The 18679-nt window shown below is 63.9% G+C and carries 22 protein-coding genes; 14 read left to right on the forward strand and 8 right to left on the reverse strand.

The genetic code is table 11. The annotated features are described in order from the left end of the window. Window positions 1–20 precede the first annotated feature (20 nt). From hpaE to ACZ2GY_RS15890, 4 genes are read left to right on the forward strand one after another with little or no spacing between them, the layout of a single operon-like run. Window positions 21–1556, forward strand: coding sequence for a 5-carboxymethyl-2-hydroxymuconate semialdehyde dehydrogenase (hpaE, locus tag ACZ2GY_RS15875; protein WP_471672432.1), 1536 nt, complete (start codon window positions 21–23; stop codon window positions 1554–1556). A 36-nt stretch (window positions 1557–1592) separates the two neighbouring features. Further along, a complete protein-coding gene (gene hpaD, locus ACZ2GY_RS15880) occupies window positions 1593–2684 on the forward strand; it encodes a 3,4-dihydroxyphenylacetate 2,3-dioxygenase (RefSeq protein WP_471672433.1) in 1092 nt (363 codons plus the stop codon). Between the two features lie 2 nt (window positions 2685–2686). Then, window positions 2687–3472 (forward strand): 2-oxo-hept-4-ene-1,7-dioate hydratase, encoded by a 786-nt coding sequence (gene hpaH / locus ACZ2GY_RS15885; RefSeq protein ID WP_471672434.1) that lies wholly within the window; start codon window positions 2687–2689, stop codon window positions 3470–3472. After that, entirely contained in the window at window positions 3457–4263 is an 807-nt protein-coding gene (locus tag ACZ2GY_RS15890) for an HpcH/HpaI aldolase family protein (protein ID WP_471672435.1), read from the forward strand. Before hpaH ends, ACZ2GY_RS15890 begins: the two co-directional genes overlap by 16 nt. On the opposite strand, the gene ACZ2GY_RS15895 is transcribed toward ACZ2GY_RS15890, so the two are convergent. The 5 genes from ACZ2GY_RS15895 to ACZ2GY_RS15915 form a co-directional block, all read right to left on the reverse strand. Beyond that, on the reverse strand, window positions 4260–4835 hold the full coding sequence (locus ACZ2GY_RS15895; RefSeq protein ID WP_471672436.1) for a HutD/Ves family protein: 576 nt from the start codon (window positions 4833–4835) through the stop codon (window positions 4260–4262). The genes ACZ2GY_RS15890 and ACZ2GY_RS15895 overlap by 4 nt on opposite strands. A 63-nt stretch (window positions 4836–4898) precedes the next feature. After that, complete coding sequence (locus tag ACZ2GY_RS15900; protein WP_277357523.1) at window positions 4899–5333, reverse strand: DUF2269 family protein; 435 nt, start codon at window positions 5331–5333, stop codon at window positions 4899–4901. A gap of 47 nt (window positions 5334–5380) precedes the next feature. Beyond that, a complete protein-coding gene (locus ACZ2GY_RS15905; RefSeq protein ID WP_471672437.1) occupies window positions 5381–6088 on the reverse strand; it encodes an ABC transporter ATP-binding protein in 708 nt (235 codons plus the stop codon). A gap of 49 nt (window positions 6089–6137) precedes the next feature. Continuing rightward, window positions 6138–7217: an ABC transporter permease gene (locus ACZ2GY_RS15910; protein WP_471672438.1), complete on the reverse strand. Its 1080-nt coding sequence runs from the start codon at window positions 7215–7217 to the stop codon at window positions 6138–6140. Between the two features lie 171 nt (window positions 7218–7388). Further along, the gene (locus ACZ2GY_RS15915) at window positions 7389–8384 is read right to left on the reverse strand and encodes an acyl-CoA thioesterase (RefSeq protein WP_471672439.1); all 996 of its coding nucleotides are present in this window, start codon (window positions 8382–8384) and stop codon (window positions 7389–7391) included. 192 nt (window positions 8385–8576) lie between these two features. On the opposite strand from ACZ2GY_RS15915, the gene ACZ2GY_RS15920 reads away from it, so the two are divergent. Genes ACZ2GY_RS15920 through ACZ2GY_RS15930 form a run of 3 tightly spaced genes read left to right on the forward strand, consistent with a single transcriptional unit; the run spans window position 8577 to window position 11471 of the window. After that, entirely contained in the window at window positions 8577–9677 is a 1101-nt protein-coding gene (locus tag ACZ2GY_RS15920) for a LolA family protein (protein WP_471672440.1), read from the forward strand. Beyond that, a complete protein-coding gene (locus ACZ2GY_RS15925; protein ID WP_471672441.1) occupies window positions 9674–10630 on the forward strand; it encodes an ABC transporter ATP-binding protein in 957 nt (318 codons plus the stop codon). The genes ACZ2GY_RS15920 and ACZ2GY_RS15925 overlap by 4 nt, the downstream gene beginning before the upstream one ends. Beyond that, complete coding sequence (locus ACZ2GY_RS15930) at window positions 10620–11471, forward strand: ABC transporter permease (RefSeq protein WP_471672442.1); 852 nt, start codon at window positions 10620–10622, stop codon at window positions 11469–11471. The genes ACZ2GY_RS15925 and ACZ2GY_RS15930 overlap by 11 nt, the downstream gene beginning before the upstream one ends. 16 nt (window positions 11472–11487) lie before the next feature. On the opposite strand, the gene ACZ2GY_RS15935 is transcribed toward ACZ2GY_RS15930, so the two are convergent. Then, complete coding sequence (locus ACZ2GY_RS15935; RefSeq protein ID WP_471672443.1) at window positions 11488–12483, reverse strand: adenosine deaminase; 996 nt, start codon at window positions 12481–12483, stop codon at window positions 11488–11490. 100 nt (window positions 12484–12583) lie between these two features. Between ACZ2GY_RS15935 and ACZ2GY_RS15940 the strand changes: the two genes are divergently transcribed. Beyond that, a complete protein-coding gene (locus tag ACZ2GY_RS15940; protein ID WP_277357531.1) occupies window positions 12584–12844 on the forward strand; it encodes a hypothetical protein in 261 nt (86 codons plus the stop codon). A 13-nt stretch (window positions 12845–12857) separates the two neighbouring features. Here the strand turns inward: ACZ2GY_RS15940 and ACZ2GY_RS15945 are convergent, their stop codons facing one another. After that, entirely contained in the window at window positions 12858–13445 is a 588-nt protein-coding gene (locus ACZ2GY_RS15945) for a pullulanase X25 domain-containing protein (protein WP_471672444.1), read from the reverse strand. Window positions 13446–13788: 343 nt separating this feature from the next. On the opposite strand from ACZ2GY_RS15945, the gene ACZ2GY_RS15950 reads away from it, so the two are divergent. From ACZ2GY_RS15950 to ACZ2GY_RS15975, 6 genes are all read left to right on the forward strand, one after another. Then, window positions 13789–14283 carry a nucleoside deaminase gene (locus tag ACZ2GY_RS15950; protein ID WP_471672445.1) on the forward strand — a complete coding sequence of 165 codons (495 nt, stop codon included), beginning with the start codon at window positions 13789–13791 and terminating at the stop codon, window positions 14281–14283. A 10-nt stretch (window positions 14284–14293) separates the two neighbouring features. Continuing rightward, window positions 14294–15802, forward strand: coding sequence for an NCS2 family permease (locus ACZ2GY_RS15955; protein WP_471672446.1), 1509 nt, complete (start codon window positions 14294–14296; stop codon window positions 15800–15802). A 36-nt stretch (window positions 15803–15838) separates the two neighbouring features. Then, a complete protein-coding gene (locus ACZ2GY_RS15960) occupies window positions 15839–16126 on the forward strand; it encodes a DUF1905 domain-containing protein (RefSeq protein ID WP_471672447.1) in 288 nt (95 codons plus the stop codon). 252 nt (window positions 16127–16378) lie between these two features. After that, window positions 16379–17074 (forward strand): EAL domain-containing protein, encoded by a 696-nt coding sequence (locus ACZ2GY_RS15965; RefSeq protein ID WP_471672448.1) that lies wholly within the window; start codon window positions 16379–16381, stop codon window positions 17072–17074. Window positions 17075–17261: 187 nt separating this feature from the next. Continuing rightward, window positions 17262–17540, forward strand: a complete 279-nt coding sequence (locus tag ACZ2GY_RS15970; RefSeq protein WP_277357537.1) for a type II toxin-antitoxin system Phd/YefM family antitoxin — start codon at window positions 17262–17264, stop codon at window positions 17538–17540. Continuing rightward, on the forward strand, window positions 17533–17826 hold the full coding sequence (locus ACZ2GY_RS15975) for a type II toxin-antitoxin system RelE family toxin (protein WP_471672449.1): 294 nt from the start codon (window positions 17533–17535) through the stop codon (window positions 17824–17826). Before ACZ2GY_RS15970 ends, ACZ2GY_RS15975 begins: the two co-directional genes overlap by 8 nt. A gap of 37 nt (window positions 17827–17863) precedes the next feature. Here ACZ2GY_RS15975 and xdhC read toward each other — a convergent pair whose 3' ends face one another. Continuing rightward, on the reverse strand, window positions 17864–18679 hold the full coding sequence (gene xdhC / locus ACZ2GY_RS15980; RefSeq protein WP_471672450.1) for a xanthine dehydrogenase accessory protein XdhC: 816 nt from the start codon (window positions 18677–18679) through the stop codon (window positions 17864–17866).

Below are 18679 nucleotides of genomic sequence, written 5' to 3' on the forward strand. Positions count from 1 at the left end.
CAGCAGTCAGGAAGAGAACAATGACGTCCACCGTTTCTGAGACCCATTACGTGCCGAAGGACCTGCCCACGCACATCCAGCACTACATCAACGGCAACTTCGTCGACTCACTCAGTGGCAAGACCTTCGATGTCCTGGACCCGGTATCCAACAAAAACTACGCGACCGCAGCGGCGGGCCAGAAGGAAGACATCGACCTCGCGGTTTCCGCCGCACGTGATGCGTTCCTCAACGGTCCCTGGCCGAAGATGAAGCCCCGCGAACGGGCCCGCGTCCTGAACAAAATCGCTGACGCCGTGGAAGCGCAGGAAGCCCGCCTCGCCGAGCTCGAGACCTTCGATACCGGCCTTCCGATCACCCAGGCCAAGGGCCAGGCGCTGCGGGCAGCCGAGAACTTCCGCTTCTTCGCCGACCTCATCGTGGCCCAGTTCGACGACGCCATGAAGGTTCCCGGATCCCAGATCAACTACGTCAACCGGAAACCCATCGGCGTTGCTGGCCTGATCACCCCGTGGAATACACCGTTCATGCTCGAATCCTGGAAGCTGGCCCCCGCGCTGGCGACCGGCAACACCGTGGTACTCAAGCCGGCTGAGTTCACGCCCCTTTCCGCCTCCCTCTGGGCGCAGATCTTCAAGGACGCGGGGCTCCCCGACGGGGTCTTCAACCTGGTCAATGGGCTCGGCGAGGAAGCGGGCGACGCCTTGGTCAAGCACCCAGATGTTCCGCTGATTTCCTTCACCGGCGAGACCACCACCGGGCAAACGATCTTCCGCAATGCCTCGGCCAACCTTAAGGGCCTGTCGATGGAGCTCGGCGGAAAGTCACCGTGCGTGGTTTTCGCCGACGCGGACCTCGACGCCGCCATTGACTCCGCGCTCTTCGGCGTCTTCTCCCTCAACGGCGAGCGCTGCACCGCCGGATCCCGCATCCTCGTGGAACGCGCCATCTACGACGAGTTCTGCGGAAGGTACGCGGCGCGCGCGAAGACCATCGTCGTCGGAGATCCGCATGACCCGAAGACGCAGGTCGGCGCGCTGGTCCACCCCGAGCACTACGAGAAGGTGGCCTCGTACGTGGAGATCGGCAAATCCGAGGGCCGGCTCCTTGCCGGCGGCGGTCGTCCGGAGAATCTGCCCGAAGGCAACTACATCGCACCGACTGTCTTTGCCGACGTTGCGCCTGAAGCACGGATCTTTCAGGAGGAAATCTTCGGCCCGGTTGTAGCAATCACTCCCTTCGAGAACGACGACGAAGCGCTGGCTCTCGCGAACAACACAAAGTACGGTCTGGCCGCCTACATCTGGACCCAAAACCTCACCCGTGCGCACAACTTCGCCCAGAACGTGGAGGCCGGCATGGTCTGGCTCAACAGCCACAATGTCCGCGACCTCCGCACGCCGTTCGGCGGGGTGAAAGCCTCCGGTCTGGGCCATGAGGGCGGCTACCGCTCCATCGATTTCTACACCGACCAGCAAGCCGTACACATCACCCTTGGCGCCGTCCACACCCCGAAGTTCGGCAGCGTCGAAGACTCCGCCGCCAACGAGGGCTAGTAACTTTCCTGCACTGCTCGAAGAAGAGAGAACATCATGACCAACTTCGTTCCCACGCCCGCCGCCCCGGCTCCGGACATTGTCCGCTGTGCCTACATGGAGATCGTGGTCACCGACCTGGCCAGGTCGCGCGAGTTCTACGTTGACGTCCTCGGCCTGCACGTCACCGAGGAAGACGACAACACCATCTACCTGCGACCCCTCGAAGAGTTCATCCACCACAACCTCGTGCTGCGCAAGGGACCGATTGCCGCCGTGGCCGCCTTCGCCTACCGCGTGAAGTCCCCCGCTGAGGTGGACGCTGCGGAAACGTACTACAAAGAGTTGGGCTGCCGCACCGAACGCCGCAAGGAAGGCTTCACCAAGGGCATCGGTGATTCCGTCCGCGTCGAGGATCCGCTGGGCTTCCCCTACGAGTTCTTCTACGACGTGGAGCACGTCGAGCGCCTGACCCAACGCTACGACCTCTACTCGGCGGGTGAACTGGTGCGTCTTGACCACTTCAACCAGGTGACCCCGGACGTGCCCCGCGGCCGGAAGTACCTCGAGGACCTCGGCTTCCGCGTCTCCGAGGACATCAAGGATTCAGACGGTGTCACCTACGCCGCGTGGATGCACCGCAAGCAGACCGTCCATGACACGGCGCTGACCGGCGGCAACGGACCACGCATGCATCACGTTGCCTTCGCGACCCACGAGAAGCACAACATCATCCAGATCTGCGACAAGATGGGCGCGCTGCGCATCAGTGATCGGATTGAGCGCGGCCCCGGCCGGCACGGCGTGTCCAACGCGTTCTACCTGTACATCCTGGACCCGGACGGCCACCGCATCGAGATCTACACCCAGGACTACTACACCGGGGATCCCGACAATCCCACCATCACCTGGGACGTGCATGACAACCAGCGCCGCGACTGGTGGGGCAATCCGGTTGTGCCGTCCTGGTATACGGAAGCCTCCCTGGTCCTGGACCTTGACGGTAACCCCCAGCCAGTGGTTGAGCGTGAGGAGAAGAGCGAGATGGCGGTCACCGTTGGCGCCGACGGCTTCTCCTACACCCGGAAGCAGGACGACGACGGCGCGAGCAGCCAGCCGCAGGGGTTCAAGCTCGGGGCGCAGCTGTAAGCATGATGGATCACGCAACAATCGAGGCCATTGCCGACGAACTCGTGGAAGCCGGCCGCAGCCGCACCCCGGTTCCCCTGCTGACCGCCCGCTACCCGGACATGACGGTGGAGGATTCCTACGCTGTCCAGCAATTGTGGCGGCGCCGCAACGAGGAAGCCGGGCGCAAACTCGTAGGCCGCAAGATCGGTCTCACGTCCAAAGCCATGCAGACCGCTACCGGAATCACAGAGCCCGACTACGGCGCCATCTTCGATGACATGGTGCTGGAGACCGGGTGCTCGGTGGAGTGGGACAAGTACACCCATCCACGTGTTGAGGTGGAACTCGCGTTCGTGCTGAAGGACGGGCTGAAGGGCCCCGGCTGCACCATTTTCGACGTGCTCAATGCAACGGACTATGTGGTTCCGGCCCTCGAGATCCTGGACTCCCGGATAGAGATGGAGGGCCGGACCATCGTGGACACCATCTCCGACAACGCCGCGATGGGCGCGATGGTGGTGGGCGGCCGTCCGGTGAAACCCGACGCCGTCGACCTTCGCTGGGTTTCCGCCATCCTCTACAAGAACCAGACGGTGGAGGAAACCGGCGTAGCAGCCGGCGTTCTGGACCATCCTGCCGCGGGCGTCCACTGGCTGGCGAACAAGATCGCCGCCCACGGAGACAGTCTGTTAGCCGGAGACATCATTCTCGCCGGCTCCTTCACCCGTCCGCTCTGGGTTCATAAGGGCGATACCGTGCACGCCGACTACGGGCCACTTGGAGCTGTGACATGCCACTTCCACTAACCGCCACTTTCCGCGACGTGATGGCTACGGCCGAGCGTCCGCTCGCCGGCATGTGGGTTTGTTCCGGTAGCCCGCTGATCGCCGAGCTGTGCGCGGGAGCGGGCCTCGACTGGATCCTGATTGACGCCGAGCACAGCCCGAACAGCCTGGAGACAATCCTCGCCCAGCTCCAGGCCATCCACGGCTACCCGGTGCACACCATGGTGCGGCCACCCGTGAATGACACTGTCCTGATCAAGCAATACCTGGACCTCGGCGTGCAAAACCTACTCATCCCCATGGTTCATTCGGCGGCCGAGGCCGAGGCCGCTGTGGCTGCCACCCGGTACCCGCCGGAGGGTGTGCGCGGCGTTGGCTCGGCACTGGCGCGGGCGGCCCGCTGGAACCGCGTTCCCGATTACCTTGCCCGGGCCGGGGAAACGGTCAGCGTGGCGGTTCAAATCGAGTCCGCAGCAGCTGTTGAAGCTGTGGAGGACATCCTGGCGGTGGAGGGCGTCGACGCCATTTTCATGGGTCCCGCCGACCTCGCCGCTTCCATGGGGCTACTCGGCCAGCAGGAGCATCCGAAGGTGCGCGCCGCCGTCGAACGCTGTCTTGATGCGGCGAAGAAGGCCGGCAAGCCTGCCGGTGTGAACGCCTTCAATCCCGACACCGCTCGACACTACATGGACGCCGGCGCCGGTTTTATCCTGGTCGGCGCTGACGTTGCCCTGCTGGCAAGGGGATCTGAGGCCCTCGCTGCTCAATTTGTACCCGCTGCCGACGGCGATGGACCCACGGTGAGCTACTAACCCTCCGGCAGACTCCCGCCTTCGCCCTCCCGGGTCCATAGCTCGATGACAGCAGCGTGACCGCCGCGCTCTCCCTCGATATCGAGGGAGAGCATCGCGCCGGTGCCGTTCTCGATTCTTGCGAGTTCCTGCTCGCCGAGTAGAAGTCCACTTCCCTGGGAGCATCTAAGTGCCGCCTGTCCCGCCGCAGCGAAGATGAGGATCGTCGGCGCGTCCGTGACCAGGTGCTGCGCATTCGATAATTCGACCCAGGTGAGCCGGGAGTCTATGCGGCACTTCCGGTAAATCAGGTTGAAGTCTCGAATAGGGCCACCAACCAGCGCGCATTCAGTCCTGCCGGCGCCGTCGAACGTGAAGGCTTCGAAGGGACCCAGCGCTTCACTTGGCTGACCATCCACCGTCAGGTGCATCCCGGCACCTTCAAGCACCGTGATGACTCGCCAATAATCCGGAAAGGAGGAGAACGGCCCGTCGGTGGCGATGTCGGCTATGGAGAGCCGCCAGTCGTACCCTTCCACCGGGCCGGAGCGCGCCACCTCAGTAGTGAAGCCGGCGCCATTTTTCCACGGCATCCGAACATAGCTTTCCGCCGTATAGTGACGCATCGCTCAACCCTATCGGCTGACCGCTATCGGTCAGGGCTTCCACACCATGAGGACAACAGTGGCAAGGAGCAGGAGCGCGACCGTACCTGATCCGGCGGCAACCGCCGGGTAGGTGGCGCCGCGACCACCGTTCACGCTCATGGTGTGAGCTGCTTTCCGCAGACCGGGAACAACGAGGACAAGATTCAGCGCGAAGGCGATGACGTAGAGGATCAGTGACGCCATCACCCACGGGGTGGTGACGGAGAGGTCGTACTGCGGGTCCGCCATTCCCAGCACCCCGAAGCCGAAAAAGGCCACGGCTAGAGACAGGTAGGTGAAGAGCGCAGTCGATTTCGCGAGCGTCGTCACCTGGCTGGCCGCCCCAGTGCGGATGGTGCGCAGAGCGGTCATCGGGAGTATGGCCATCGGACCAATGATGAAAACGGCCGTAGCGACGTGGAGGATGTTCAGGATGGTGTCCATGGTGCTTCTTTCTCCTGTAAGTAGTGGCTGAGATGAGGTTGTCGAACTTAGGCCGCGATGAGCCGGGAATCGGTGAGGCGGCCGTCACGCATGCTGGCAACGGCGTCGGTGAGGGGCACGAACTCGGTGTCGTGAGTGACCATGACAGTGGCCACATTGAATTCACGCGTGATGCGGCACAGCAGCCGCACGATGGACTCCGAGCGCTCATTGTCCAGCGCTGCGGTAGGTTCATCGACGAGCAGCACTGTCGGCTGGCCCATCAGGGCGCGGGCTATGTTGACCCGCTGGCGTTGCCCTCCGGAGAGCTGGTGGGGGCGCCGTCCGCCGGAATCGGAGAGGCCAACGACGTCGAGCATCTCCATGGCGCGGGAGGTAGCGCGTTTGCCGGCGTTTCCACGGAGGTGCTCTCCGATCACCAACTGTTCGACGGCGGTCAGCGAGGGAAGCAGGTTCGGTTGCTGGAAGATGATGCCGATGTTTTCGCGGCGCAGCGTGGTTCGATGCTTGTCATCCAGGGCCGTAACGTCAGTCCCGTCGATGGTGATCAACCCGCTGGTCGGCCGGATCAAAGTTGCTGCCACGGCCAGGAGGCTGGACTTTCCTGAGCCGGATGGACCGACCAGCGATGTGACGGTTCCTGCCTCGGCGGTCAGGTTCACGCTGTCGAGCGCTTTGAGCGTTCCGTTCTCGCCGTCTGGGTATTCAAGGGTGACGCCCTGCATGGTGAGGGCCGGGCTGGGGGTGGTGTTCATGGCATGTCCTTCACTGAACTGATGAGTGGTATGAGCCGGTGCCGGCTGGTTAGTTCCCGCCGAGCGCGATCAGCGGGTCGACCTTGGTCACCCGGCGCACGGCCAACGCGGATCCGGCCAGCCCGAGCAGGACGACGCCGGTGATGGGCAATACCGTTGTGGCTGCGGTGGTGAGGAAGGGCGCGGCCTGCGCGGCAAACAGTCCCCCAATGACGCCCAGCCCACCGCCGAGCGCTGCACCGGCGAGCAGCACGAGGGCGGCCTGTGTCATGGCGTCCTTCAGCACATAGCCGTTGGAGCCGCCGAGCGCCTTGAGCACGGCGATGTCCCTGGTCCGCTGGACCGTCCAGACCGTGAGGAAAGCAATGATCACGAGCGCGGAGATCCCATAGAGGAACCCTTGCATCATCGTCAGCGAGCCATTCTCCGAGGAGAACGCACCCAGTGCGGAGAAGCTGCCTGTCTTTGTCATACTGACCGTGTCTGCGGCGGCGTCAATGTCAGCGAGCGGAGTCGCCTGGGAAGCGTCGTCGTAATTTGCTGTGATCACAGTGCCGACGACGTCCGGATCCGACAAGTGGGCAAGGTCCTGCCAGTCCGCCAGGGTGGTCCACACCACGGGGGTATGGCTGTACCACTGGTCTTCGATGATCCCGGTGACGGTCAGCTCAGTGCCGCTGATGGCTGCCGTGTCGCCGACGGCAATATCGAGATCTTCGGCAACCTGTGCGCTGATGACTGCCTCGCCGCGCTCCAAGCCCGCGGGCGCGAGCTCTCCCTCGGGATCGGCAGCGAAAACTGCCACGTTGGCGGTCCCGCCGGACTCCAGCCGGGTCTGCGTGATGCCAAGCGGTTCTGCATGGCTCACTCCGTCAGCCTGCACCCATGCGTTCACCTGCTCGGAGGTGACCTGTGATTCGGTGTAGGAAGCCTTGGGTTCGTTACCGGACGGGGCGCCGAACGCGATGGTCGTAGCGTTCAGCTGCTCAATGCCCGACGTCGACTGGTTGGCCAGCCCTGCCGTGAGACCGGAGAGCATCACCAGCAACAGGCTGATCAGCGCCACCACCGATCCCATCAGGGCGAACCTGCCCTTGGCAAAGCGGATATCCCGCAGAGCTAGATACATCCCGTATCACTTCTTCCGATCTGGTTTCGAGTTGCAGTTTCGGCATTTGTTGCCTCTTCAACTCTCGGCCAGTTCGGGTGTGCTTACATCGGGAGGCCGGTTGATTCGCGGCTTGTCCGTCGGTTGATGTGCAGATCAACCGAATGGTTGATGCCTGCCCGATCGGCAGCGCTATCCGGACAGGTGGCTCGGAAGGCTGCTCCCCGGCGCCCGGCCCCGGATTTCGAGCAGTTCACGGGCGTGCGCAGCGAGTCGCTTGTCCTCGTCCGAGACCGGAATCCATTGCGGAACGGGGACGGCGGTGCCCGTCTCATCCCGGGCCACCATTACCGTGAGGCAGTAGGTGGTCAGCTGCATGTCCCGTCCCGTGGGCTTGCCGGAGCGGACGTGCACCGCAATGTGCATGCCCTTGTTTCCCGTGTACACGAGGCGTGCTTCCACCTCGACCAGGTCTCCGATCAACAGCGGCCGGTAGAATCGCACGCCGCCGGAGAAGACCGCCACCGTGTCCTGGCCGCAGTAGCGCGTGGCGCAGACGTAGGCCGCTTCGTCGATCCAGTCCATGACGGTTCCGCCGTGAACCTTGCCGCCCCAGTTCACGTCCGTCGGCGCCGCAAGGAAACGCAGCGTGACGCGCTCGGCGGTTCCGGCGTCGGTATATTGCTGCCCGCTCATGGCGGCGACGATCGAATCCCGTACTTCTATCCGGGCAACCGCCTGGTCACGAAGCTCTGTTTCCACAGCTGTTACGGGCACAAACTGTTGCACCGGTACAGGCTTGCCGTCCGGCCCCACGGCAACAAAAATCACGAGGCACTGGCTGCGCATCGTTGCCGCGCCGCCCTTGACCTCGCCCGAGGAGACGACGGTCCGGATGTGCAGCGAGGACCTACCGGTGTAGACGATTGTCGCTTCGACCTCGACCATGTCGCCGATGTTCACCGGGTCCGCGAAGTGGATGTTCCCCACGTACGCCGTCACGCAGTAGCTCTTGGCCCAGCCGACGGCCGCCGCATAGGCCGCTTTGTCCACCCACTCCAGCACAGTGCCTGCGTCCACGGAGCCGCTGTGCCCAAGGTCCGTCGGTGCGGCCAGGAACCGCAGCGTCACTGAATGCGGGTTGGGGCGGGCGGTCGCGTCGACGCGTCCTTGCGTCTCGTTGTCCATGGTTGTTCACGCTAGCTGAACCCGGAACTTTTGCGCATTTATGGCGACTTCACGACGCCCTCGACCCACCGGACCTGCACAAAACTTCCGGGTGGAGAAGGGCGGAAACTCCAACGCAATTCTCAGGTTACGGGTGTAGCGTGGCGCGCAGGACCGCATCCCAGAACCACCACCAGAACGAGGAAGTTCGCAATGACTCGTACAGGGCGAAAATCATGGCGTCAGTGGACGCCGGCAGTCGTTGCCGCCGGGGCGGTGGGCGCCGCAGCGCTCGTGGCCCCCTTCACCGCCAACGCGGCGGTTGATCTTCCTGACAAGACCGCCGCCGAAGTCCTCGCGCTGCTCCAGGAGAAAGACGCTGACGCCTTCTCCGGCACCGTGGAACAAAGCTCAAACCTCGGCCTTCCGGACCTCTCCGCTCTCGGCGCGATGAGTCCTGGCGGCGGGACAACAGGCGGAACAACTAACGACGACGGCGGCGAACCCTCCCCGGCCAGCGCCGCCATGGGGCTCATCAACGGATCCCACACCGCCCAGGTTTTCGTCAATGGTCCTGATCAGGCCCGCCTTCAGGTGCTCGATCCGCTTGAAGAACGCAACGTCGTCCGCAACGGAGATGACCTCTGGTACTACGACTCGGATGAGAACGAGGCCATTCACGCGACGCTTGATGACCATGAAAAGCCCGACGGCGCCACGTCCGCCCCGAACGACGTCGCCGCCCACTTCCTCGAGAAGATCGACCCGTCCACCGAGGTCACCGTCGGCTCGGACCGCATGGTCGCCGGGCGTGCCGTCTACGATCTCGTGCTGACTCCGCGCTCCACCGAGACCCTCGTGGGTTCGGTCAGCATCGCAGTCGACGGCGAAACCGGCCTTGCCCTCGGGGTCACCGTCGCTGCCGCCGGCTCCACCGACCCGGCGTACAGCTCCACGTTCACCGAAATCAGCTACGAGGAACCGTCAGCAGAACTGTTCGCCTTCACCCCGCCGGAAGGCGCAACGGTCACCGAGGTGGATCCAGGCGATCACAAAGCCGAGCACCAGCGCGAGCACGCTGACAAGGAAGCTGCAGAAAAGCCGACAGTGGTAGGCGAAGGATGGGACGCCGTCGTCGTTGTTCCTGCCGGTCAGCAGGAGATTCCAGCGGAACTGATGCAGCTCAGCACAGCAGTCGACGGCGGTCAGCTCCTGTCCACCGCGCTGGTGAACGTCCTCATCACTGACGACGGCCGCATCCTCGCCGGCTCCGTCACCGTTGAACGCCTGCAGGCAGTAGCTTCCGGACAGTGAGCGGGGCCGCCGACCTCGTCATCGAGACAGCAGGCCTGACCAAGCGGTTGGGCGGCCGGGACGTGGTCAACGGCATCGATCTCGCGGTGCCGCGCGGATCAGTGTTCGGTTTCCTCGGCCCCAACGGTTCCGGAAAGACCACCACTATCCGCATCCTGCTCGGCCTCGCGTCAGCAACGTCCGGGGAGGTCCGGGTACTCGGGCAAGACATCCCGCGAGCTCTGCAGGAGGTACTCCCCCGGGTCGGCGCGCTCGTGGAGGGCCCGGGTTTCTACCCCTTCCTCTCCGGTACCGCGAACCTCCTCCGCCTCGACGCCGCTGACCGCTACGTCTCCCCCTCCACACGCCGGCAACGTGTTGAGACCGCACTCGAACGGGTGGGGCTTTCGCAGGCCGCCGGCAAAAAGGTAGGCCGCTACTCGCTCGGGATGAAGCAGCGTCTCGGCATCGCCAACGCGCTCCTCACGCACCGCGACCTGATCGTCCTGGACGAGCCCACCAACGGCCTTGACCCGCAGGGCACCCGCGAAGTCCGGCACCTCGTGCGCTCCCTCACCGAGGAAGGCACTACCGTTTTCGTGTCAAGCCACCTGCTGACGGAGGTCGAGCAGATCTGCTCCCACGCCGCGGTGCTCAGCGCCGGCTCGCTCGTGGCGCAGGGCAGCCTCGATGAACTGCGCCGCTCCGGCGAGCCGCGCATCCGTGTGAACACGCCCGATGTGACCCAGACTTCCGCTGTGCTCCGCCGGTTGGGAACAACACCCAACGACGACGGCGCCTCCTCCGGCGCGCATAGCGTCACCGCGCTGCTTCCCGCGGGGCTGGCACCGGACCGGGTGGTGCGCGAGCTGGTCGAGGCGGACGTGCGGGTGAACGGGTTCAGCGTGGACCAGGCCGGGCTCGAGGATCTGTTTGTTGCGCTCACCGGGGAGGGGTTCGACGTTGTCCAGTAGTACAGCTGTTTCAGCACCCCGCAAGAGTGCCGGGGGACGTTTCCTGGCGTCCGAACTGTCCGTTTTGTTCCGCCGCCGCCGCACCTGGGCGCTGCTGGCTGCACTCGCGGCCATACCGGTGCTGATCGCCGTTGCCGTGAGGTTGTCCTCCGGTCCGTCACCCGGGCGAGGGCCCGCATTCCTCGATCAGGTGAGCCAGAACGGGCTCTTCGTTGCCGTCGTCGCGACCATCGTTGCGATCCCGCTGTTCCTGCCGCTGACCGTCGGAGTGGTTGCGGGTGACACCGTCGCGGGTGAAGCAAGCACGGGCACCCTGCGGTACCTGCTCATGTCTCCCGTGGCACGGGGGCGGTTGTTGGCAGTGAAGTATGTGGGCGCCGTCGTCTTCTGTCTGGCTGCGACCTTCACGGTAGCGATAGTCGGCACCCTCATGGGAGCGCTGCTGTTTCCGATCGGGCCGGTGACCCTGCTCTCCGGCACCAGCATCGGCGTGCCGGAAGCGCTGCTGCGCATTGCGCTGGTGTGCCTCTACGTGACGCTGTCGCTGCTCGGACTGTGCGCCGTAGGGCTCTTCATGTCCACGCTCACCGACGTTCCGGTGGGCGCGATGGCCGCGACCGTCGTGGCGTCCGTCGTCAGCCAGGTGATGGGGCAGCTTCCGCAGCTCGAGTGGATTCACCCGTGGCTGCTGACGCAGTACTGGCTGGGCTTCGCGGACCTGCTGCGGGATCCGATTGTGTGGGACTCGTTCGCCGCGAACGCCCTGCTTCAGATTGGTTACGTGGTGGTGTTCGGCGCCCTGGCCTACGGCCGGTTCAGCACCAAGGACGTTCTGGCCTGAGCGTCATGCAAACAGGCTAAGGCCGCTCAGCCCGCCACGCCTCTATCTCGGCAAGAAGCTCCCTGCGCCGCGCGTCTGTGATGAACGCGGACCGCACGGAATTCGCGGCAAGCTGCGCGAGCTGGTCGTCGTCGAAACTGAAGACTGACTGCAGCTGGATGAAGTTGTCGTCCACATATCCGCCGAAGTAGGCGGGATCATCCGAGTTCACCGAGACGTTCAGCCCCCGCTCAAGCATGCGGGGCAGCGGGTGATCGGCGAGGGTATCGACAGCGCGCAGGCGCACGTTCGACAGCGGGCAGACCGTCAGCGGTGTCTGCTCGGCGGCAAGCCTCTGCACCAGTTCCTCGTCCTCCATGCACCGGATGCCGTGATCGATCCGCGCCACCTTCAACAGATCGAGCGCCTCCCGGATGTACTCCGGCGGTCCTTCCTCTCCCGCGTGCGCGATGCACTTCAGCCCCGCCTCATGTGCCCGCTCATAGAGGGCAACGAAGTCGCGCGGAGGATGCCCCACCTCCGCGGAATCCAGCCCGATCCCGATGATCGGAGCCTCCATCGCCAGCAACTGTTCGAGCACGGCGAGCGCTTCCTCCGCGGGTTCATCACGAAGGAACGCGGCAATGAGTTCGGTGCTGATGCCGAACTCCTCCTCGCTGCCCGCAAGCGCCGACGCGACACCGTTGACGCAGGTGGCCAGCGAAATGCCGCGGGATAGGTGCGCCTGCGGATCCATCATGATTTCGGCGTGCCGAACGCCCGCTGCCTGAGCGCGGGCGAGGTACGCCCGCGTCATGTCCGCGAAGTCCTGCTCCGTCTGCAGGACAGCCATGTTGCCGTAGTAAAGGTTGAGGAAGGACTGCAGATCCGCAAACTGGTACTGCCGGCGCAACTCCTCAACGTCCGAATAGGGCAGCTCAATACCGTTGCGCCCGGCGAGTGCGAAGATCAACTCCGGCTCGAGCGTCCCTTCAATGTGCAGATGCAATTCGGCCGTGGGCAGCACAGACATGACAGCTCTCTTTCCGGTGTGTAGGCGGATACTCAAGCATCCATGTGCCGGAGTACGGCTACGCTAGCGCGCCCACCGCAAGGGTGAAAGGATCGCCCTCATGACGGACAACACCACTGACGGTACCCAAGCGCACGACGACGACCGCCGCGAGGCGGTCCTGGAACCTGATCCGCGCGCAGGAGACGCTGAAAACATCCGCGAGGAGCAGGGAACGCACGCGGCCGGCGCTGTCCCTGCGGCCTTCGTCGGCGGCGACCAACCCGGAGACAAACCGGAAGAAGCCGCCGACAACTCAGGCCACTGGGACGAAATGGGCCGGGAGAACCCGGCCCGCGAGCCCGGCGACGAGGAAAGCTAGAGCCTGAGGAGAGCTAGACCAGCGCGCCGTCCAGGACGGTCACTTCCACGTCCTTTGAGCGGTGGTCGTAGCGGAAGGTGACCACACCGCCGTCGTGCTGCAGTACGTGGTTTGCTCCATTGCTGATGCCGAACGCACCGTAGTTCTCTTCCCAGGAGCGGTCGATGGCGACCTTGAACTCGTAAGTGCCAGCGGGCAGCTGCGCGGTCAGTTCCCAGCTCTGGGATACGGGGCTGTACGCCATCTGCACCTGGTCGGCTGCGGGTGCCCAGTCCTCGGCACCCAGTCGGTGGCCGAAGTTACCGGCGAGCGCCACGGCGCCCGGCGCGGCTGCATAGCGGGAGCCCTCTTCGGTGATGGTCCATCCGGTGCGGCCCTTCAGGATCAGGCCTTCCTTGACCAGCGTGGCTGTCGCTGCGGACAGACGCTTCACGCCGCGTGCAACGCCGCCGCTGAGGACTTCGCTTTCCCACGCGCTGAGCGGCATCCGGGCAACCGCGGCTGCCAGCACATCGCTACCCTTCACCGGGGTGCCGGGCTCTTCCGCCAGGACCTGGACGATGGCCTTCAGGCGGGCTGCTGTGTTGTCTTGGGCACTCATGTGTGGACCTCTCAAATTTGCTGTACTTCCGAGAAAATTTTGACAGCCGATTGCTCCCGAACCGGGGAGCCCGGGCGCCCTGCGGCATGTCGTGTCGGAATGTGACCCAGCATTGGGAGAGTAATTCCGCTGGATGAAAAGAAAGTTTCATCGAAACTATGGCCCAAGTCACATTAGACTGCTAACGTCGTACAACGAAGCCAACGGCGGGCTCCAATCGGAGCTATCTACCAGGTGGACCTGCAAATCCCCATACCCCGCAGCAGTCTGGTCGCAGAACACCGCTGAATCGTTGGCGCCCGTGGACTCGAGTGATTGCTGCCCCACGTTCGGGAGAATCACCGTGACTACCACCACCAAAGAAGAGCAGTTCCTCTCCAGGGCAATTTCCCTGGCCACTGATAACGTCCACAACTCCGGCGGCCCGTTCGGTGCGCTCATCGTGACGCTCGACGGTCGGGCCTTCGAAGGAGCCAACCGGGTTACCGCCACCAACGATCCAACGGCGCACGCGGAAGTGATGGCTATCCGCAACGCCTGCACAGCGCTAGAAACCTTCGACCTATCCGGCAGCACCCTCTACACAAGCTGCGAGCCGTGCCCGCTTTGCCTTTCGGCCGCGCTCTGGGCACGGGTGGAGGCCGTCGTATTCGCAGCCGACCGCAACGACGCCGCCAAGGCCGGATTCGACGACGCCGTGTTCTACGACTACTTCGCCACCCCGGTCGAGAAGCGATCAATGCCGGTGCGTCAATACCTAATGACTCCCTCGGCGACTGTCACAGCTTCCTCACCGTTCGACGCGTGGAGCACTCTCGCCGCGCGCGTGGATTACTAGGGAGAACGCCATGGCAATCCTCACCGAGACCGGCGGCCACCCTGAACCCAGAGGTTCCCGCCCCGTCCGCCGGCCCGTACAACCCGGGACTCTCAGTCCGCTCGACAAGTTCTTCAAGATCTCCGAACGCGGTTCGACGAACAGCCGCGAGGTCCGTGGCGGCTTTGTCACGTTCTTCACCATGGCGTACATCGTTATCCTGAATCCGCTGATTCTCGGCGGCTTCAGCCCGGACGCCGCTGCACTCGACGTGGAAGGCGGCTGGCTTCAAGCCACACAGATTGCCGCCGTCACCGGGCTGACCGCCGGCGTCATGACCATCCTCTTCGGTGTGGTCGCGAATTTGCCCTTCGGCATCGCCGCCGGGCTGGGAATCAACTCGTTCCTCGCCGTCTCGGTGGTCGGTGATGTCACCTGGCCCGAAGCCATGGGGCTGGTGGTCATCAACGGCCTACTGATAGTCCTACTCGCTGTCACCGGTGCGCGAACTGCCATCTTCAACGCCGTCCCACGGCAACTCAAGGCCGCGATCACCGTGGGCATCGGTCTGTTCATCGCCTTCATCGGCTTCGTGGACTCCGGCTTCGTCACCCGTACCGAGGGCGGCCCGCCGGTTCAAATGGGCGACGGCGGCTCCATCACCACCGTGCCGACACTCGTCTTCATCATCGGCCTCGTGACCATGGGCATCCTGATCGCCCGGAAGGTCCAGGGCGGGTTGTTGATCGGCATCGTCGTCACGACCGTTATCGCGATCATCGTCGAGATGTCGCTGCGGCTGGGCGCCGGCGGTCCGGACAACCCGGCCGGGTGGCACCTCAACGCCCCGGTCATCCCTTCGAACATCGTTTCCCTGCCGGACTTCAGCCTGGTGGGAGCGTTCGATCTCTTCGGAGCCTTCGACCGCATCGGCATCCTCGCTGCGACCATGCTGGTGTTCACGCTCGTGTTTACGAACTTCTTCGACGCGATGGGCACCATGACCGGGCTGGCCAAGCAGGCGGGCCTGACGGACAAGCGCGGCAACTTCCCGCGCCTGAAGTCCGCCCTGGTGATCGAGGGCGTGGGTGCGGTTGCCGGCGGCGCGACGTCGGCCTCGTCCAATACCGTGTTCATCGACTCCGCTTCCGGCATCGGTGAAGGTGCACGGACCGGCCTTGCCTCAGTGGTGACGGGAGCTCTCTTCCTGGCCGCCATGTTCTTCACTCCTTTGACGGCAGTGGTGCCGCTGGAGGTAGCGGCGGCAGCTCTCGTCGTCGTCGGTGCCATGATGGTGGCGCAGATCCGCGAGATCGACTTCCGGAACTTCTCCATCGCGCTGCCCGCGTTCCTCACCATCGTGACCATGCCGCTGACCTACTCGATCGCCAACGGCATCGGCGCCGGCTTCATCAGCTGGGTCATCATCCGGGCGTCCTCCGGGAAGGCCCGCAAGATCCATCCGCTCCTCTGGGTGGTGGCAGCCGGGTTCCTCGTCTACTTTGCGCGCGGCCCGATCACGATCTGGATGGGCGGGTAACCCTTCCCACCGCTTGAACCGGTTTAGGCTTGCCCCGTGGAGCTGAGCTTCGAGGGCGAGATCTGGTACTGGAGGGGTCCGGCACCGTATCACTTTGTGACGGTGCCGGACCTCCAGTGCGTGGAGATCCGGGCGGTGTCGAAGATCGTCAGCTACGGCTGGGGGATGATCCCGGCGTCGGTGACGATCGGCGGCACCACCTGGACCACGTCCCTGTTTCCCAAGAACGGCGGCTACATTGTGCCGATCAAGGACTTCGTGAGGAAAGACGAACGGATTGACGACGGCGACAGGGTGACGGTTGCGCTGTCGATTGATGCTTGACCGCTTGAGACCGAGTGCGAGGAGTGGGCTGAGCGCACGGCTGCCAGGAGAGCCATGCTGGACAGCGCGTGATTGAGCGCGTGCGCCGGGACTGGCATGCCGTGCCGAACAGAAAATCCATGACACGTTATAAGCGGCTGTGGGATCCCATGTCCTGTGGGTGTCTTATTGTGGACGGGACCAGTGAGGGGGCCATTCTGCATGGCATGTAACGGCTGCGCGCCATCATCGAAACTCGACTTTGACTTCAGCATGGCCTTCCAACCCATCTATGATGCGGTTGAGCATCGCGTGTGGGGATATGAGGCGCTCGTCAGAGGCGTATCGGGCGAGGGCGCCTTCGACGTCCTGTCCAGGGTTTCCGCAGAGCAGAAGTACCGCTTCGACCAGGACTGCCGGGTCAAGGCAATCGAACTGGCATCGCGGCTGTTTCCTGCTGGCGAAAATCTGAAGCTGTCCATCAACTTCATGCCGAATGCGGTCTACGAACCCGCCGCTTGCCTCCGGGCGACCCTCCTGGCGGCAGAGCGATACAGCTTCCCGACGTCGTCAATCATGTTCGAGTTCACGGAGAACGAGGAGGTTGTGGACACCGCTCACCTCACCAACATCGTCACCGAATACCGCAAGCACGGCTTCACCACCGCCATCGATGACTTCGGTGCCGGACACGCCGGGTTGGGGCTACTGGTCGAGTTTCAGCCTGACCTCATCAAGATAGACATGAAGCTCGTCCGGGGCATCGACAGCAGTCCGTCCCGCCAAGCCGTGGTGACCGGCATTCTGGCAATGGCTCGGGCGCTCGGCATGACGGTTCTTGCAGAAGGCGTCGAGACGGAGGCGGAGTTCAGGCACCTGGCGGCCGGGGGCATCCGCTTGTTCCAGGGCTACTGGTTTGCGAAGCCCCTATTCGAGCAGCTTCCGCGAGTGCAGGTTGTCCCCGCCTGAACATCCGCTACCGTGAGCCCGGCGGCCGGAATCCGGCGGAGACAGCCGCCGCAGTTGCGGCCCGCCATCATCTGCCGCACCCGGTCCCGTATCACTTCGGGACGCTGCGGGACCTTCAGTGCGTGGAGCCTCCAGGCATCGAAAATTGTCAGCCCAAATTAGCCGAACTTCAGGCTAGAATAGGAGAATGAAAACGGTGCCGCTGAGTGAAGCAAAAGACAAACTCTCGTCTTTGGTCGATGAAGCGGACAGGACGCACGAGATCATCCAAATCACTAGGCACGGGCATCCGTCGGCCGTCCTGATGTCCGCTGACGATCTGGAATCTCTGCAGGAAACCATCTTCTGGCTCTCGCAGCCGGGCATAAGAGAAGATCTGGAGCAGGCCAGACGGGACATCGCGGAAAGCAACACAGTCAGCGGCGACGAACTGCGCCGTGAGTTAGGGCTGCCACCCGGTGAGTGAGGCACCATCGAACGGTCCCGGCCGATGGAAAATCGAAGTCACCAGTCCCGCATTGAAGGGGTTTCGTCAGCTGCCGGAAAAGGCTGCCGCCGCAATCGTCGAATTCGTCACCCGAGTCCTGGCCGATAATCCTCACAGGCTGAGCAAACCCCTCACGAATGAACTCCTAGGTATGCGTACCTCACGCCGTGGTGACTACCGTGTGCTGATCACCCTCGATGTCGAAGAGCACATCTTGTACGTTCATCGCATCGAACATCGGTCCAGCGTTTACAAGCCCCGGTGAATCGGCCTGAAGTTGACAACGCGCCGGGCTGCACCATCTAATTTGGTTGAGTCGATGAAGGCCCAGAAAGCCGCTTCAGCAGGTCCGCCGCCGCGCTCACGGCGATGACCGCCGGTGCTTTCCCAGTGACATCCGGCAGCCCGATCGGGCACTGAATCCGCCCGATCTCCTGCTCGCCATACCCCTCCGCCGCCAGCTTCTGCCGGAACCGCGACCACTTCGCCTTCGAGCCGATCAGCCCGACGCTCCCAAGATCCCCCCGCCGCAACGCGGCATCGCACAGCAGAAAATCCTCGGAGTGATCGTGGCTCATGATGAACACGTGCGCACCGGCCGGCAACTCACCCAGGAACGAGTCCGGCACCGGCGTATGCACCGGGTGCACGGTCGCCACACCAGAAGTCACATCCGCAAGTCGCTCGGGCAGCAACTGCTCGGCGCGGCTGTCCACCAGGTACAGGTTCATCGGCAGCCGCGAGAGCACCCTCCCGAGCTCATACCCCACATGCCCGACGCCGAACACCGCCACCGTGGGCAACGACAGGAACGGCTCCAGCAGCACCCGAACCTTCCCGCCGCAGCACTGCCTCCCGTGCTGCGTCACCGCGTGCTCGCTGAGCGAAAACTCGACGTTCTCGGCAGTTGAAACGCCGCCCGCCATCATCTCCCGCGCCCGATCGATCACGGTCGCCTCAAGGTTCCCACCGCCGATGGTCCCCCAACTCGACGACGACCCCACTAGCATCTTCGCCCCGGCTTCCCGGGGCGAATGCCCACGCACTTCGGACACGGTCGCCAGCACACCTGGCTGTCCCGTTGACCTCAGGCGTTGCAAAGCCTCCAGCCAGTCCAT

Source organism: Arthrobacter sp. KKT183, assembly GCF_055657625.1.

Coding starts and splice junctions, on each gene's coding strand:
- hpaE (WP_471672432.1), top strand. CDS start 21: ATGACGTCCACCGTTTCTGAGACCCATTACGTGCCGAAGGACCTGCCC.
- hpaD (WP_471672433.1), top strand. CDS start 1,593: ATGACCAACTTCGTTCCCACGCCCGCCGCCCCGGCTCCGGACATTGTC.
- hpaH (WP_471672434.1), top strand. CDS start 2,687: ATGATGGATCACGCAACAATCGAGGCCATTGCCGACGAACTCGTGGAA.
- ACZ2GY_RS15890 (WP_471672435.1), top strand. CDS start 3,457: ATGCCACTTCCACTAACCGCCACTTTCCGCGACGTGATGGCTACGGCC.
- ACZ2GY_RS15895 (WP_471672436.1), bottom strand. CDS start 4,835: ATGCCGTGGAAAAATGGCGCCGGCTTCACTACTGAGGTGGCGCGCTCC.
- ACZ2GY_RS15900 (WP_277357523.1), bottom strand. CDS start 5,333: ATGGACACCATCCTGAACATCCTCCACGTCGCTACGGCCGTTTTCATC.
- ACZ2GY_RS15905 (WP_471672437.1), bottom strand. CDS start 6,088: ATGAACACCACCCCCAGCCCGGCCCTCACCATGCAGGGCGTCACCCTT.
- ACZ2GY_RS15910 (WP_471672438.1), bottom strand. CDS start 7,217: ATGTATCTAGCTCTGCGGGATATCCGCTTTGCCAAGGGCAGGTTCGCC.
- ACZ2GY_RS15915 (WP_471672439.1), bottom strand. CDS start 8,384: ATGGACAACGAGACGCAAGGACGCGTCGACGCGACCGCCCGCCCCAAC.
- ACZ2GY_RS15920 (WP_471672440.1), top strand. CDS start 8,577: ATGACTCGTACAGGGCGAAAATCATGGCGTCAGTGGACGCCGGCAGTC.
- ACZ2GY_RS15935 (WP_471672443.1), bottom strand. CDS start 12,483: ATGTCTGTGCTGCCCACGGCCGAATTGCATCTGCACATTGAAGGGACG.
- ACZ2GY_RS15940 (WP_277357531.1), top strand. CDS start 12,584: ATGACGGACAACACCACTGACGGTACCCAAGCGCACGACGACGACCGC.
- ACZ2GY_RS15945 (WP_471672444.1), bottom strand. CDS start 13,445: ATGAGTGCCCAAGACAACACAGCAGCCCGCCTGAAGGCCATCGTCCAG.
- ACZ2GY_RS15955 (WP_471672446.1), top strand. CDS start 14,294: ATGGCAATCCTCACCGAGACCGGCGGCCACCCTGAACCCAGAGGTTCC.
- ACZ2GY_RS15965 (WP_471672448.1), top strand. CDS start 16,379: ATGGCCTTCCAACCCATCTATGATGCGGTTGAGCATCGCGTGTGGGGA.
- ACZ2GY_RS15970 (WP_277357537.1), top strand. CDS start 17,262: ATGAAAACGGTGCCGCTGAGTGAAGCAAAAGACAAACTCTCGTCTTTG.
- xdhC (WP_471672450.1), bottom strand. CDS start 18,679: ATGGACTGGCTGGAGGCTTTGCAACGCCTGAGGTCAACGGGACAGCCA.